We start from the raw sequence: 12,703 nt of genomic DNA on the forward strand, positions 1-12,703 counted from the left end.
GTATTGCGTATTGGCTGCCTTGATTCGCCGGGGGATTCGGACATGACAGCAGAAATTCATCAGTTTCCCGCGTCTCGCCGCCTGGAAAACAAGCGTATCGCTCGCGAGCAAGAAAAACGCAACGTGCTGGCCGAGTACCTAAGGACTGTCGCGACGTGGATACAGCGTGACGACGTTGAGTGCGAGCCGACCGCGCTAGTGCTGATTCTTTCTGGACGGACCGGCGATGAAGTCGTCTGGAAAGGCTATGAGGACAACGCGGAAGTGAGCCTGCGCGATGCCGGGCGCGCAGCAAATGCCCAGTTCAATACCCCATACAAGCGACGTGGCGGAAATTTCCACGATCGGAGGAGGCCATGAACTGGAAAGCCATCAGCAAGCACTGTCTGTCCAGCGATGAGGGCTATCTGCTGAGCAAGTACGCGCTCGAGCATGGCGCGGCCTACGTCGCCCGGACACCCTCGGGGAAAATCCTGCACTCAGGCAAGGATCTGGACAAGGCCAAGGCAGCCTGCAGCGAACACTTTAAATCGACCATGGGGATCGCAGCATGAAGGCACACGAATTTCTCGGAAAGGCCCAGGCCATCATGCTGGAGCGGGGGAAGCAGTACGACAAGCCAGAAGGGGAGCGCAGCATGGGGACTGCTGTGTCGGCGTTCAACACCATCACCGGCCAAGCGCTTAGCGAGGCTGAAGGTTGGCTGCTGCTCCAGATCCTGAAGGACGTGCGCCAGTGGCAGAACCCGGCCTACCACGCTGATTCCGCCGAAGACTGCGTGGCCTATGCCGCGCTGAAGGCCGAAGCCCTCGCCGGAGCCGCCCAATGACCGAATGCAAAGCGAGCGATGAGCAAATCATCGAAGCGCTCAAGACCATGACAATGGCGGAAGCGGCTGCTCACTTCGGCCTGAATGAGCGGACGTTGTACAAGCGCAAGGCGAAGATGGCCCGCAAAGGCTGGAGCCCGGAACACGACATGACGCACATCGTGCCGGATGGGTTTCACCTGAAGGGCACGTCGAGTCTGTACAAGGAAGGCGTGAAGGCCCCGGTGCTTCAGTGGGTGAAGACGAACATCGACCATGAGCGGCAGCGGGAGCTGATGCAGGCCGCCGTCGAGGCTATGGGCGAGGATCTGCCGCGGATGGCGTTCGCGCCGGCGCCGGCCGCCTGCAACACCGACCTGCTGAACTGCTACGTCGTGACCGATTACCACCTCGGCCTGCTGTCCTGGCACGAAGAGACGGGCGCCGACTACGACCTGAGCATTGCCGAACAGCAGCTTGTTGCTTGGTTCGCAGCGGCAATCCGGATGGCGCCGGATGCTGAGATCGGGGTGTTTGCGCAGCTCGGTGACTATCTGCATTGGGACGGGCTCGATGCCGTAACGCCGGCCAGCAAGCACCTGCTCGACGCTGACACCAGGTTCCAGAAGCTGGTGCGCGTGGCAATCCGCGTAACTCGCCGCGTCGTCGACATGCTGCTCACCAAGCACCAGAAGGTTCACGTCCTGATGGCCGAGGGTAACCACGACACCGCCAGCTCCATCTGGCTGCGCGAATGGTTCTCTGCGATCTACGAGAACGAGCCGCGCATCACCGTCGACCGCAGCCCGGATCCGTACTACTGCGTCGAGCACGGCCAGACCAGCCTGTTCTTCCACCACGGCCACAAGAAAAAGCCAGCATCGGTATCGGATGTGTTCGTCGCCAAGTTCCGTGACGTCTTTGGTCGCACTCAGCACAGCTATGCGCACCTCGGCCACCTGCACCACGTCGACATCAAGGAAAACAACCTGATGATTGTGGAGCAGCACCGCACTCTGGCCGCGCCTGATGCCTATGCAAGCCGTGGCGGATGGATCAGTGGCCGTGACGCAAAGGTCATCACCTACCACAAGCAATACGGCGAGGTAGGGCGCCTGACCATCAATTCCGACATGTTGAAAGCGGGGGCAGCATGAAGCTAATCAATGCAAGACAGGTATGGACCGAAGCACAACACGAATCGAATGCATCGATCAGCGCGGTAGCAATCGACCGGGCAGAGTCGGCACCAGTGAAGACTGGAGGCCGCATTGGCAAGCGCGAGGCCCAGTTCCCCGCACTAGGCAGTGAAAAGGGTGAGGAGGCTGGTCGCTTCTCGGTGCCTGGGCAACGGATCAGCATCAGCGAGACCCGCCGTACATCTGCCGGCCGGTCTACCGCCCGCGCCGCACATCTGGCGGCCATCGGCAAGGTGCTCCGCGCTATCGACACGCTGCCATTCCAGGTTCAGCAGGTCGGGCACTTCCTGTATCACCCATGCATGACCATGCAACACGTCATGAACGCGGTGCTGCTGATCACCGCGAAGGCTGCTTTGCCAGACCTGACATCAGCCAAGCGGGTGAAGGCCCAGTACCTGGTAACCATGGCGCTCCAGTCGTACAAGGGTGAAGTAAGCGGGGCGGCAGAGTGGGGGCCGGCAAGGGTGGCGACGGAGATGAAAGACTTTTTCGGAGTGTCGATCGAGCCGAAGCACTGGAACCGTGATTGGCTGGAGTTGTGGGATTCCCTGAAAGCGGTGATCAAGGAAGTTGATATTCAGGCACTTCAGCCTATCTGGCAGGTGATACACGCGGAAAAAGAAGAAGAGGCGGCATAAACATATTGACATGGTGGGGATTTGCGGGTACTTTTCCCATAGTGCACAAGTCACCACCAAAGCACACGACCTCAGAAGCCCAGCCACCGCGCTGGGCTTTTTCGTTTTCGGCTCGCACAAACCCATAGCTTCCAGGCTGGGATTGCTAGCGCAGCCGCTTGATCCTCGCAGGCGCAAGACTGATAGACCAAACCTGCCTCCATAACTGCAGAGGCAACCTATGACCACACGCATTCGCTGCAAACTCATCTGCCACGGTATCTGGCCCCACGAATACACCAATGAGAGCAATCCTCTCTCCAAGGTTCGCTTTGGCGCCGTGTATTCACCTGACACCGGCAACCCCGACGACGAGAACGCTGTGTTCGGCAAGGCCACGCCCTTCGGTGAGTTCAACCTGACGATGGCTACCCCGGTGGCTGACAAGCTGGAGCAGGGTAAGGCCTATTACGTGGACATCACCCCGGCTGAGTAACTTTCTAATCCGCCGCTCCCCAGCGGTTTTGGCGCCTCACACTGGCGCCTTTTTTATTCCTTGGAGTCACACCATGGCCGAACCTGCGAGCACCACTGCCGCCGGCGTACTGCTCGCCAAGTACGGCATTATCATCGCCGGGTTTGCCGGTGCGATCCTTTCGCTGACGTTCCTGCAAGGCCTGACCCGCAAGCAAGCGGCCTGGGCATTCTTCACTGGGTTCAGTTCAGCGATCTTCTGCACGCCTCTGGCGATCGAGTTCTTCAAGATTGCCCCGGGCAGTGAAACTCAATACGGCGTTGCCTTCCTGATTGGCCTGCTGGCGATGAACATCATCCCGGGCCTGAGAGCACTGGCAGGAAAGTTTGGCGCTACGGGAGGTGCGTAATGCACGTCATCCTTCAAGTCGTCGACGCCTTCCTGTGCGTGCTGGTGGTCATTGCAGCCGCTGAGTACCTGCGCCGCGTACGCCCGATGGACGAGCCCTTGCTGAGCATCTCGTTCTACCTGGTCGCCATCGCCGCGTTCGGCAGCTTCATCATGAACATCAAGGGTCACCCCGTCAGTCCATTCGCAATGACGATGCACGCAGCGGTGATCCTCTACGCGATCGCCAAGCGCGGCCATATCTGCAATATCCCGCCAAGTTCCACGGAGCGCACATGAACCTGATCCCCCAATGGCAACAGCTCTGGAAGATGTACAGCGTTCAACTGGCTGGCCTGCTGACCCTGCTGAACACTGCCGCCTACTTCTGGCCGGGTTTCCAGGCGTTCGTCGGTCCTGAGTTGTTTGCCGCTGTGAATGGCCTGCTGGCTGCCGGTATCGCCGTAGTGCGCGCCGTTCAACAGCCGAGCATCACCACGCCAACCGTTTAAACCAAAGGGTGCCTGGCTTCGTGCGGGCGCCACTCTCTACACGCAATAGACTGTGCATATCCGGCTGAAACGGCTGGAATACTGGCAGTAGATTGCACATCCATGGTGACGATATGGCCCGGAAAGTATTCCTTCTCGCCTATCACCCATGGTGGTTCCGCCTGTACGTGGTAGGGGTCAACACCTTTGCCTATCTAGCAGGCCTGGAAGTCGACACCGACAAGCTTGAGGCCCAGGGGTGGAAGGCGACTCGGTACCGCGAGATCGAACCAAAAGACCAATAACAAGCCGATGAGGTGAATCAATGCTGGGTTACATGACCGCCAGAGAAGCGAAAGCTGAAGGTTTCACCAACCACGGTAAGTACTTCGGCATTCCTGTTTGGATTGGCGATCCTGAAGGTGACTTCATGGTGGCCACCAAGTGGGCCCCGATGGAATACCTGATGGATGTCGCCCACCGCATCGAAGGCATGATCCACATGATGCGCGGTACCGAGCCGAGCTTTATGTTCCTGCTCGGCCCTGAGATCGAATAACCCTATAGGTGATGCCAATGACCACGATCGCCTACAAGGACGGGATCATCGCCTATGACGGTCGTATCACCCGCGGCAACCAAATCGTTTACGACGACTTCGACAAGTGCCTTGAGCGTGACGGTGTCCAGTTCGTGTGTTCAGGTGGCATCTCAGACTTCGACAAGATCGTCAGCGCCTACTTTGGCGGCGAGGTGTCGGACTGTAGTGCTGTGGCACTGATCGTGGTTGACGGGGCTGTGTGGCACTCGGCAGTAGATGAGAACACCGGCTTCTGGAAGTCGCCATTGATGCTCGACAAACCCTATGCCCTCGGCAGTGGAACAGAACACGCCCTCACCGCAATGGACATGGGCGCATCTGCCTACCAAGCCGTGGAGATGGCCATGAAGCGTGACAGCTGCACTGGCGGCAAGATCAGAACGCTAACCGTGAAGGTCGAGCAGTAGAAGGAATTCAACATGGCAGCAAAGCAACCCGACTGGGAGGCCATCGAACGAGCCTACCGGGCCGGCGCGCTGTCCCTGCGTGGAATCGCTGACAAGTACGACACCAACGAAGGCACGATACGCAGCAGAGCCAAGAAGAATGGCTGGCAGCGCGACCTCACTGCCCAGGTGCGTACAGCGACCAAGGAAAAGCTTTCACGCAATGCTTCACGCACCGACGTCACGCAGCGTGAAGTGCGTGATGATGCGCAGATCGTTGATGAAGCTTCTGATGAGGCCGCATCGATTGTATTGGCCCACCGAGCCGACCTTGGGCAGTGGCGAGACATATCCAGCAAGCTTCGTCAGGCGCTGAGCGAGATTGAAGTCAACGAGGAGAACCTTGGCGACTTCTCCCGCGCGTTGAACGCCGGCGTTGATGCACAACTGAAGGTCATCAAGGGCGAGCGCCAGGCCTACAACATGGATGCCGATGCTGGCGGAAGCGATTCCGACGAACTCTCCAAACTGATGGACGATCTATCGAAGGAAGCCTGACATGAAGCCCGAGCACATGAAGCTGCTCCGGGACAAGCGTTGGAGGCTGAACAATCTCTACGTCATCAACGACAAAGCAGGCAAGAAGGTCCGCTTCCGGATGACGGACGAGCAGGTCGAGTACTTTGATGGGCTGCATACGCGCAACATCATCCTGAAGGCTCGCCAGCTCGGCTTCACCACTGAGTGCTGCATCATCCAGCTGGACGCGGCCCTGTTCGAGTCGGCCAAGTGCGCGCTGATCGCTCACACCCTGAACGACGCCAAGCGCCTGTTCCGGGAGAAGGTCAAGTACGCCTACGACAACCTTCCTGCTGAGATCCGCAAGGCCAACCCGGCGCGCAATGATGCGTCTGGTGAGCTGGTGTTCAGCAAAGGCGGCTCGATCTACGTTTCCACGTCCTTCCGGGGCGGCACGCTGCGCTACCTGCATGTGTCCGAGTTCGGGAAGATCTGCGCCAAGTTCCCGCATAAGGCCCGCGAGATCGTCACTGGTGCCTTCGAGGCTGTGGCCACTGACTGCTTCGTCACGATCGAATCGACGGCTGAGGGTCGGGCTGGCTACTTCTTCGATTACTCGCAGAGCGCCGAGAAACAACAGATGTCCGGTGTGCCCCTGGGCCTGCTGGACTGGAAATTCTTCTTCTTCTCCTGGTGGAAGAACAAAGACTACCGCCTTGACCCGGCTGGAGTGGTCATCCCGCAGCGGCTGACCGACTACTTCAATGAGTTGGCAGCCAAACACGGGATCGTCACCAACGACGGCCAGAGAGCCTGGTACGCAGCCAAGGAGAAATCCCTCGGCGACGACATGAAGCGGGAATACCCGTCAGTGCCGGCCGAAGCGTTCCAGCAGTCAGTCGAGGGCGCCTATTACGCCAAGCAGTTCGCCAAGCTCTATGCCAACAAGCGCATAGGGGTTATCCCGGACAACAGTCATCAGCCTGTGATGACCTTCTGGGATATCGGCGTCGGAGACTCAACGGCCATCTGGTTCGTGCGCCAGATCGGCACTGAGTACCACGTCATCGACTACTACGAGAACAGCGGCGAAGGCCTTCGGCATTACATGAAGGTGCTCAAGGATAAGGGTTACACCTATTCCGAGCACTGGGGGCCGCATGACATCGAGAACCGCGAGTTCGGCAGCGATGCCAAGAGCCGCAAGGACATCGCCAAAGAGGGCTATGTTATCGACGGAGACAAGTACTCCATTCGGTTCCAGGTCGTTCCCAAGACAGGCGTTGACACCGGCATCGAGGCGGCGCGGGAGATCCTTCCGCTCTGCGTGTTCGATGAGTCCAAGTGCGAAGAAGGTATCGGTCACCTCGAAAACTACCGCAAGGAGTGGGACGAGAACCGCGGCTGCTGGAAGGACAAGCCTCTCCATGACCGCACCTCTCACGGCTCCGACGCCTTCAGATACTTCGCTGTCGCCAAGACCAAGCGTGTACGCACCGCATCCACCGCACCTCTGAGAATTTGACCTATGAGCAGTGACGATCCAAGCAAGACACTGCCCGCAGTGGACGCCATGCGCGAAGACTGGGCCATTGTTGATCCTTTGATGGGCGGCACCCGGGCGATGCGCGAGGCAGGCGAACAGCTGCTGCCGAAGTGGCCGAAGGAAGAGCCTGAGGACTACCGCAAGCGCCTGAGCCTGTCGACACTGTTCCCGGCTTACCGCGAGACGGTGAAGAACAACACGGGCCGCGTATTTGCTGAGCCGATCGTGCTGGGCGAGGACGTTCCGCCTGTACTGCAAGACCTCGCCGAGGACTTCGACCGCCAGGGTAACAACCTGCAGGTCTGGTCCAAGTCGTTCTTCACTCAAGCGCTTTCGCATGGCCTGTGCCATGCGCTGGCCGACTACCCGAACATCAAGCCGAGCGGCGACACTGAGCAGTTGGTCACTCTGGCCGACGCTCAAGCCGTCAAGGCCCGCCCCTACGCCATCATGATCCGCCCTCAACAGGTGATCGGGTGGCGAGTCAGCAACAACGGTGGCGAGCACGTCCTGACCCAGTTCCGCTACATGGAATCGGTCGAGGAAGAGGATGGCCTATTTGGCATCAAGTGCATTGAGCAGATCCGCGTGCTGATTCCTGGCGCATGGATGACGTTCCGCGAGAAGGCCGACGACAAGGGCCAGAAGACGTGGGTTCTGCACGAGGAAGGTAAGACCTCTCTCACGCACATCCCGCTGACAACCCTCTACACCGACCGCACCGGCTTCATGACCGCCAAGCCGCCGTTGCTGGAGCTGGCCTATCTCAACGCCAAGCACTGGCAGTCACAGAGCGATCAGGACAACATCCTGCACGTTGCCCGGGTGCCGATGCTGGCGATCTCGGGCATCGACGATGATACCTGGGAGCTGAAGGTCGGAACCGCGTCCGCTACCAAGCTGCCGAAAGACGGCGACATGAAGTGGGTCGAGCATACCGGCGCATCGATTGAGGCTGGCCGCACTTCACTGGCCGACCTCGAAGACCAGATGCGCGTTGCTGGTGCCAAGCTGCTCCAGAAGGACAAGCAGGCCGTCAAGACTGCCACGCAAGCCGAGGAAGAGGCTGCTCAGGAGCTGAGCCCGCTGCAAACCATGTCGAGCGGGTTGGAAGACGCGCTGGACCAGATCCTTCAGCACTTCGCTGAGTTGAGCGGGCTGCCGGAAGGTGGTCATGTGCAGGTGCAGGGCAACTTCGACGTCGACTTTGCCGTCGAGACGACCCTCCCGCTGCTGCTCAACATGGCATCACAAGGCCGCCTGTCGGACGAGACGCTGTTCTCGGAGATGCAGCGCCGCAACGTGGTGTCGAGCGACATCAAGTGGGCGGACGAGCAAGCCAAGATCGCAACGCAGGGGCCAGGCCTCGGGGTACTCTAAATGGCTATCAAGCACGTAATGGGCCGCGACATCGCGGTACAGCTATGCAATATCGTCGGACTTGACCCAAACCTGGTGACTGGCATAAAGCTCAATCTTGAGCCTGGCAGCATTGCCGCTATCGAAGTAACTCGCATCCTTACGCGCGACGAGGCAGACACGCTCGTTCATGTGGTTGAGCAGTACGATTTCTTCAAGCGGGCGCAGAGCAATGCTGACAGTCAACCAGATACTTGAGGACGAACAGGTCGCGCACGCGGTCAGTCTAGAGAAATATAAGGTTGGCGTGGTCCGTCGGATAATCGCCTTGCTCAATAGGTCAGATGCTGACCTTTCGGCCGCGCTGTCCACTGCACTGGAGCGTCTGCCGGCCGAATCCTTCACGGTAGAGCGCCTGGAGCTGCTGCTCGATCAAGTCAGGCTGATCAACACTCAAGCCTATGCGTCTGTAGCAACCGAGCTACAGAATGACCTGCAGGAGCTGGCAGGCTACGAGGTGAGCTGGCAGCGAGCATTGTTCGAGTCGGCCATCCCTAACCCGGTGCAGGTTCGCTTCCCGATTGCCAGTGTCAGCGCCGAGCAGGCTTACGCGGCCGCTCTCTCGCGCCCATTTCAAGGCAGACTGCTCAAGGACTGGGGCACAGAGATCGCCGCCGACCGCATGGTCAAGGTCCGCAACGCCATCCGCACCGGTTACCTCGAAGGCAAGACGACTGACCAGATCATTCGCGGCATTCGTGGCTCTCGGGCTACTGGATACGCCGACGGCTTCCTTGAGCGGCCCCGCAAAGACCTTGCGAGTGTCGTCAGGACGGCTGTGAGCCATACTGCAGCGATTGCGCGGGATGAGTTCGTCAAGGCCAACGAAGAGATCATCAAGGCTGATCGCTGGGTTTCGACCCTCGACAACAAGACCTCTCCGATGTGCCGCATCCGCGATCAGCTTCAGTACACCGCTGTCACGCACAAGCCGATCGGGCACAAGGTGCCTTGGCTGCAAGGCCCAGGCAAGATTCACTGGTGCTGCCGGTCAACGTCGGCGCCTGTGACCAAGAGCTGGAAAGAGCTGGGAATTCCTCTCAACGAGATGACTCCCTCCCAGCGTGCGAGCATGGACGGCCAAGTCCCCGGCGGAACCACCTACAGCGAATGGCTCAACCGCCAGTCGGACGCCCGCAAGATCGAAGTGCTCGGCCCGGTACGCGCCCAACTGCTGAAGGATGGCAAGCTCGACCTTGAGGACTTCTATTCGGCTACTGGCGAATTCCTCACACTCGACCAGATGCGCGCCCGTGATGCTGCGGCATTTGCTAAGATGGCGGCCTGACCCGTCGGAGTGATCGCTATGCAATACGAAGACCTGTTGGCCAAGTACATCAAGCACGTTATGGACTGTGAAGGCACCGACTTCATCAATCGTCTGAATGGCAGCCAAGGTGAAGAGGTCGTGTTCACAGATGAAGAAGTGCGCGAACTCCAGCGCCTCGCAGCCCGAGCCGATGACTGACAAACCCCATGGGTGCTGCAATGACCGACGAACTGGCCAAGATCACAGCCGACATCGCATTCTACGACGAAGTGCTTGCAGCCATCTCGGTAGCTGGGGCCAAGCGTCAGGCTGTCACGCATGAGCCGCACTCATTCACCGCTGATGAGCGCATGATGTTCGAGCCATTCGAGCTTGCACGGATTGGCCTGATCGCCCGCAAGCGCAGAATCGAGACCATCGGCAGATGACCGACAAACCCCGCTTCCACGTCATCGACGGCACCAAGCCTCCGGATACCCCGGCAGAGCAGGTGCGTCGTCGTGTGCGTGCGATGCCGAAGCCTGAGGCGATGGTTCAGTGCCATCGCTGCGGCGGACGCGAGGTAGTCGAATCACGGATCGGCGTCCTGATGAAGAACGGAAAGCCAACTGGCGGAACGAAGGTGCTGCTTTGCGTCTGCTGCCTGCTCAAAGGTGAGCGCGTCACGCTGTAGCGTCACGAAACGAATTCAAACAGCCCTGGCATCCGCCGGGGCTTTTTTATGACCGCGATTTACACAGGCCTCGTCCATGACGGGGCTTTTTATTGCCGCCAGGCGGCCAACAGACCCAAGGGGTTAGCAGATGTTCAAGCTCAAGCAACTGTTCATGCAGGAAGGAGATGGTGACGGCGGTAATGGTGGTGGTGGGTCAGGCCCGGAAATCACTCCAGAACTGCAGGCGATCATCGACGCGCGCGTTGGCGAGGCTGTAACAGGCCTGAAGACCAAGAACAGTGAACTGCTCGGCAAGGTGAAGACCTTCAGCGATCAGTTGAAGGCGTTCGATGGTATCGATCCGGAAGCCGTTCGCGGAATCCTCTCGAAGTTCGCCAATGACGAAGAAGCCGGCCTCATCGCGAAGGGCGACATCGAATCGGTGGTCAACAAGCGCGTTGAGCGCATGAAAGCCGCCTCCGACAAGGAAGTGCTGACCGCCAAGGAAGAAGCCCAGCGTTACCAGTCGCGCACCGAGAAGTACGCCTCCCGCGTGCTGAAGGGTGAAGTGATCGGCGCCGCGTCAGAAGCAGGCGTGCACAAGTACGCCATGGAAGACGCCATGCTCGCCGCATCCCGCGACTTCGAGCTTGACGATGACGGTAACCCCGTCGCCCGCGAGGGCAAGTACGGTAAAGACGGTAAGCCGCTGACGCTCAAAGAGTGGATGGCGGAAATGAAAGACTCCCGCCCGCATTGGTTCCCTGCTACCGGCAACGGTGGCGGCGCAGGCCATGGCGGCGGGAATGGCTCCAAGACCATGACCCAAGCAGCGTTCGACGCACTGTCCCCGAAAGATCGGGCGGCAGCGATGAGCGGCGGCATGACCATCAAGGGCTGATCTACCAAACCCCAAACCAAGGCCCGCCATGTGCGGGTTTTTTATTGCCTTAAGGAAACCGCCACATGGCAAACGTTCTCACCGCATTGCAGCCGGTACTGTATTCGGCTGCCCAAGAAGTCTCGAACGAAGCGTTCGGGGTAATCAGTTCGATCAGTGCCAACTTCGATGACAAGAAAGTCGCCAAAGGTGACACTGTCAAGGTGCCTGTTGCGCCATCCCGCACTCCGACTGACTTCGCTCCTGGCGTTGCTGCAGCAGCTGGCGATGATGCGACCGCAACCAGCGTCGACGTGGCGATCACCGCCTCGAAGAAAGTCAGCTGGCACATGACCGGCGAGCAGCTGCAAAGCTTGCAAAACGGCGGCACTGACAAAGAGTGGGTTCGCCAACTCGTTGCTCAGGGCATGCGTTCGCTGCGCAACCTGGCTGAAGCTGACTGCGCTGTAGCCGTCAAGCAAGGCGCCTCCCGCGCTGTCGGCACTGCCGGCACCAACCCGTTCGCCTCGGACATCAACATCATCGCCGACGCGCGCAAGGTGTTGCTGGACAACGGCGCCCCGCTGGCTGACCTGCAGCTGTGCATCGACTCGAGCGCTGGCGTGTCTGCCCGCAAGCTCGGCATCATCCAGCAAGCCTATCAGGCTGGTAGCGATGAAGAGCGCCGTAGCGGTCGCCTGCTGCGTCAGTTCGGCTTCGCCATCACCGAGTCGGCTGGCATCACCACCCACACCAAGGGTACTGGCGCTTCCTACGTCACCAGCGGCTCGACTGCTGTTGGCGTGCGCGACATTGCTCTGGTGACTGGCACCGGCACAGCGTTGCCTGGCGACGTTGTGACCTTCGCGGCCGACTCGACCAACAAGTACGTCATCAACAACGGTGTTGCCGCTCCTGGCACCATCAGCCTTGGCCGTCCGGGCGCTCGTGTAACCATCGCGACTGCCAACGCCATGACCATCGGCAACAACTACGCGCCGAACCTCGCGTTCGAACGTAGCGCTGTAGTCGGCATCATGCGTCCGCCAGCAATGCCGGACAACGCCACCATCGACCAGATGCTGATCAGCGATCAGAACGGCATGACCTATCTGCTGTTGCAAATCCAGCAGTACGGCCAGACCACCTGGGAGCTGCACCTGGCGTGGGGCTTCAAAGTGGTTCAATCCGAGCATGTGTGTCTGGTCCTCGGCTGATACACCAAATAACGCTCAGGGGCTTCGGCCCCTGCGTGTTCAGGAGTGAGAAATGGCTGGTCTTACGAAAGAGCAGCGCGCCGCCAAGGCTGCCGCTGAAGAGAATTCAAATCAGGCGGATGAAAGTCACCTGATTGCCGTATGCAAAGACGGCGAAACCCTGATGGTGCATCCGACCTGCTTGGCCGCGCACCGACTGCTCGGCTGGAAAGAAGCCTAACCCAAAGGAT

The 12,703-nt window shown here is 59.4% G+C and carries 23 protein-coding genes; all 23 read left to right on the forward strand.

Annotation, left to right across the window (positions count from 1 at the left end):
* Nucleotides 1–42: 42 nt before the first annotated feature.
* The 23 genes from ACX3YF_RS18005 (at nucleotide 43) to ACX3YF_RS18115 (ending at nucleotide 12,693) form a co-directional block, all read left to right on the forward strand.
* Entirely contained in the window at nucleotides 43–360 is a 318-nt protein-coding gene (locus tag ACX3YF_RS18005; RefSeq protein WP_458974031.1) for a hypothetical protein, read from the forward strand.
* Complete coding sequence (locus ACX3YF_RS18010; RefSeq protein WP_458974032.1) at nucleotides 357–554, forward strand: hypothetical protein; 198 nt, start codon at nucleotides 357–359, stop codon at nucleotides 552–554. The genes ACX3YF_RS18005 and ACX3YF_RS18010 overlap by 4 nt, the downstream gene beginning before the upstream one ends.
* Nucleotides 551–829 (forward strand): DUF6378 domain-containing protein, encoded by a 279-nt coding sequence (locus tag ACX3YF_RS18015; protein WP_458974033.1) that lies wholly within the window; start codon nucleotides 551–553, stop codon nucleotides 827–829. Before ACX3YF_RS18010 ends, ACX3YF_RS18015 begins: the two co-directional genes overlap by 4 nt.
* Complete coding sequence (locus ACX3YF_RS18020; RefSeq protein ID WP_458974034.1) at nucleotides 826–1,965, forward strand: winged helix-turn-helix domain-containing protein; 1,140 nt, start codon at nucleotides 826–828, stop codon at nucleotides 1,963–1,965. Before ACX3YF_RS18015 ends, ACX3YF_RS18020 begins: the two co-directional genes overlap by 4 nt.
* Nucleotides 1,962–2,648, forward strand: coding sequence for a hypothetical protein (locus tag ACX3YF_RS18025; RefSeq protein ID WP_458974035.1), 687 nt, complete (start codon nucleotides 1,962–1,964; stop codon nucleotides 2,646–2,648). Before ACX3YF_RS18020 ends, ACX3YF_RS18025 begins: the two co-directional genes overlap by 4 nt.
* A gap of 220 nt (nucleotides 2,649–2,868) precedes the next feature.
* Nucleotides 2,869–3,123: a hypothetical protein gene (locus tag ACX3YF_RS18030; RefSeq protein WP_458974036.1), complete on the forward strand. Its 255-nt coding sequence runs from the start codon at nucleotides 2,869–2,871 to the stop codon at nucleotides 3,121–3,123.
* A gap of 73 nt (nucleotides 3,124–3,196) precedes the next feature.
* Nucleotides 3,197–3,511, forward strand: coding sequence for a peptidase M48, Ste24p (locus ACX3YF_RS18035; protein WP_090322396.1), 315 nt, complete (start codon nucleotides 3,197–3,199; stop codon nucleotides 3,509–3,511).
* Nucleotides 3,511–3,789, forward strand: coding sequence for a hypothetical protein (locus ACX3YF_RS18040; RefSeq protein ID WP_458974037.1), 279 nt, complete (start codon nucleotides 3,511–3,513; stop codon nucleotides 3,787–3,789). Before ACX3YF_RS18035 ends, ACX3YF_RS18040 begins: the two co-directional genes overlap by 1 nt.
* Entirely contained in the window at nucleotides 3,786–4,001 is a 216-nt protein-coding gene (locus ACX3YF_RS18045) for a DUF7940 domain-containing protein (protein ID WP_448647097.1), read from the forward strand. Before ACX3YF_RS18040 ends, ACX3YF_RS18045 begins: the two co-directional genes overlap by 4 nt.
* Nucleotides 4,002–4,114: 113 nt before the next feature.
* Nucleotides 4,115–4,285, forward strand: coding sequence for a hypothetical protein (locus ACX3YF_RS18050; RefSeq protein ID WP_458974038.1), 171 nt, complete (start codon nucleotides 4,115–4,117; stop codon nucleotides 4,283–4,285).
* A gap of 20 nt (nucleotides 4,286–4,305) precedes the next feature.
* A complete protein-coding gene (locus ACX3YF_RS18055) occupies nucleotides 4,306–4,539 on the forward strand; it encodes a hypothetical protein (protein WP_458974039.1) in 234 nt (77 codons plus the stop codon).
* A gap of 17 nt (nucleotides 4,540–4,556) precedes the next feature.
* A complete protein-coding gene (locus ACX3YF_RS18060; RefSeq protein WP_458974040.1) occupies nucleotides 4,557–4,988 on the forward strand; it encodes a proteasome subunit beta in 432 nt (143 codons plus the stop codon).
* A gap of 12 nt (nucleotides 4,989–5,000) precedes the next feature.
* Nucleotides 5,001–5,525, forward strand: a complete 525-nt coding sequence (locus ACX3YF_RS18065) for a hypothetical protein (RefSeq protein WP_458974041.1) — start codon at nucleotides 5,001–5,003, stop codon at nucleotides 5,523–5,525.
* A gap of 1 nt (nucleotide 5,526) precedes the next feature.
* Nucleotides 5,527–7,011, forward strand: coding sequence for a terminase (locus tag ACX3YF_RS18070; RefSeq protein ID WP_458974042.1), 1,485 nt, complete (start codon nucleotides 5,527–5,529; stop codon nucleotides 7,009–7,011).
* 3 nt (nucleotides 7,012–7,014) lie between these two features.
* Nucleotides 7,015–8,412, forward strand: coding sequence for a DUF4055 domain-containing protein (locus ACX3YF_RS18075; RefSeq protein ID WP_458974043.1), 1,398 nt, complete (start codon nucleotides 7,015–7,017; stop codon nucleotides 8,410–8,412).
* Nucleotides 8,413–8,649, forward strand: a complete 237-nt coding sequence (locus ACX3YF_RS18080; protein ID WP_458974044.1) for a hypothetical protein — start codon at nucleotides 8,413–8,415, stop codon at nucleotides 8,647–8,649.
* On the forward strand, nucleotides 8,624–9,739 hold the full coding sequence (locus tag ACX3YF_RS18085) for a hypothetical protein (protein ID WP_458974045.1): 1,116 nt from the start codon (nucleotides 8,624–8,626) through the stop codon (nucleotides 9,737–9,739). Before ACX3YF_RS18080 ends, ACX3YF_RS18085 begins: the two co-directional genes overlap by 26 nt.
* 18 nt (nucleotides 9,740–9,757) lie before the next feature.
* A complete protein-coding gene (locus ACX3YF_RS18090) occupies nucleotides 9,758–9,919 on the forward strand; it encodes a hypothetical protein (RefSeq protein ID WP_458974046.1) in 162 nt (53 codons plus the stop codon).
* Nucleotides 9,920–9,939: 20 nt separating this feature from the next.
* Complete coding sequence (locus tag ACX3YF_RS18095; RefSeq protein ID WP_458974047.1) at nucleotides 9,940–10,149, forward strand: hypothetical protein; 210 nt, start codon at nucleotides 9,940–9,942, stop codon at nucleotides 10,147–10,149.
* Nucleotides 10,146–10,394, forward strand: a complete 249-nt coding sequence (locus ACX3YF_RS18100) for a hypothetical protein (protein WP_458974048.1) — start codon at nucleotides 10,146–10,148, stop codon at nucleotides 10,392–10,394. Before ACX3YF_RS18095 ends, ACX3YF_RS18100 begins: the two co-directional genes overlap by 4 nt.
* Nucleotides 10,395–10,524: 130 nt before the next feature.
* Nucleotides 10,525–11,277, forward strand: coding sequence for a hypothetical protein (locus tag ACX3YF_RS18105; RefSeq protein WP_458974049.1), 753 nt, complete (start codon nucleotides 10,525–10,527; stop codon nucleotides 11,275–11,277).
* Nucleotides 11,278–11,342: 65 nt separating this feature from the next.
* Nucleotides 11,343–12,473, forward strand: a complete 1,131-nt coding sequence (locus tag ACX3YF_RS18110) for a P22 coat - protein 5 family protein (RefSeq protein ID WP_458974050.1) — start codon at nucleotides 11,343–11,345, stop codon at nucleotides 12,471–12,473.
* A gap of 52 nt (nucleotides 12,474–12,525) precedes the next feature.
* Nucleotides 12,526–12,693, forward strand: coding sequence for a hypothetical protein (locus ACX3YF_RS18115; RefSeq protein ID WP_458974051.1), 168 nt, complete (start codon nucleotides 12,526–12,528; stop codon nucleotides 12,691–12,693).
* Nucleotides 12,694–12,703 lie beyond the last annotated feature (10 nt).

This window comes from Pseudomonas fluorescens group sp. PF-69 (assembly GCF_054481235.1).

Bases quoted from the DNA above. Each gene is read 5' to 3' on its own strand.
- ACX3YF_RS18080 (WP_458974044.1), top strand. From the start codon at position 8,413: ATGGCTATCAAGCACGTAATGGGCCGCGACATCGCGGTACAGCTATGC.
- ACX3YF_RS18070 (WP_458974042.1), top strand. From the start codon at position 5,527: ATGAAGCCCGAGCACATGAAGCTGCTCCGGGACAAGCGTTGGAGGCTG.
- ACX3YF_RS18015 (WP_458974033.1), top strand. From the start codon at position 551: ATGAAGGCACACGAATTTCTCGGAAAGGCCCAGGCCATCATGCTGGAG.
- ACX3YF_RS18055 (WP_458974039.1), top strand. From the start codon at position 4,306: ATGCTGGGTTACATGACCGCCAGAGAAGCGAAAGCTGAAGGTTTCACC.
- ACX3YF_RS18075 (WP_458974043.1), top strand. From the start codon at position 7,015: ATGAGCAGTGACGATCCAAGCAAGACACTGCCCGCAGTGGACGCCATG.
- ACX3YF_RS18050 (WP_458974038.1), top strand. From the start codon at position 4,115: ATGGCCCGGAAAGTATTCCTTCTCGCCTATCACCCATGGTGGTTCCGC.
- ACX3YF_RS18065 (WP_458974041.1), top strand. From the start codon at position 5,001: ATGGCAGCAAAGCAACCCGACTGGGAGGCCATCGAACGAGCCTACCGG.
- ACX3YF_RS18005 (WP_458974031.1), top strand. From the start codon at position 43: ATGACAGCAGAAATTCATCAGTTTCCCGCGTCTCGCCGCCTGGAAAAC.
- ACX3YF_RS18095 (WP_458974047.1), top strand. From the start codon at position 9,940: ATGACCGACGAACTGGCCAAGATCACAGCCGACATCGCATTCTACGAC.
- ACX3YF_RS18090 (WP_458974046.1), top strand. From the start codon at position 9,758: ATGCAATACGAAGACCTGTTGGCCAAGTACATCAAGCACGTTATGGAC.
- ACX3YF_RS18020 (WP_458974034.1), top strand. From the start codon at position 826: ATGACCGAATGCAAAGCGAGCGATGAGCAAATCATCGAAGCGCTCAAG.
- ACX3YF_RS18030 (WP_458974036.1), top strand. From the start codon at position 2,869: ATGACCACACGCATTCGCTGCAAACTCATCTGCCACGGTATCTGGCCC.
- ACX3YF_RS18085 (WP_458974045.1), top strand. From the start codon at position 8,624: ATGCTGACAGTCAACCAGATACTTGAGGACGAACAGGTCGCGCACGCG.
- ACX3YF_RS18040 (WP_458974037.1), top strand. From the start codon at position 3,511: ATGCACGTCATCCTTCAAGTCGTCGACGCCTTCCTGTGCGTGCTGGTG.
- ACX3YF_RS18035 (WP_090322396.1), top strand. From the start codon at position 3,197: ATGGCCGAACCTGCGAGCACCACTGCCGCCGGCGTACTGCTCGCCAAG.
- ACX3YF_RS18100 (WP_458974048.1), top strand. From the start codon at position 10,146: ATGACCGACAAACCCCGCTTCCACGTCATCGACGGCACCAAGCCTCCG.
- ACX3YF_RS18045 (WP_448647097.1), top strand. From the start codon at position 3,786: ATGAACCTGATCCCCCAATGGCAACAGCTCTGGAAGATGTACAGCGTT.
- ACX3YF_RS18025 (WP_458974035.1), top strand. From the start codon at position 1,962: ATGAAGCTAATCAATGCAAGACAGGTATGGACCGAAGCACAACACGAA.
- ACX3YF_RS18115 (WP_458974051.1), top strand. From the start codon at position 12,526: ATGGCTGGTCTTACGAAAGAGCAGCGCGCCGCCAAGGCTGCCGCTGAA.
- ACX3YF_RS18010 (WP_458974032.1), top strand. From the start codon at position 357: ATGAACTGGAAAGCCATCAGCAAGCACTGTCTGTCCAGCGATGAGGGC.
- ACX3YF_RS18060 (WP_458974040.1), top strand. From the start codon at position 4,557: ATGACCACGATCGCCTACAAGGACGGGATCATCGCCTATGACGGTCGT.
- ACX3YF_RS18110 (WP_458974050.1), top strand. From the start codon at position 11,343: ATGGCAAACGTTCTCACCGCATTGCAGCCGGTACTGTATTCGGCTGCC.
- ACX3YF_RS18105 (WP_458974049.1), top strand. From the start codon at position 10,525: ATGTTCAAGCTCAAGCAACTGTTCATGCAGGAAGGAGATGGTGACGGC.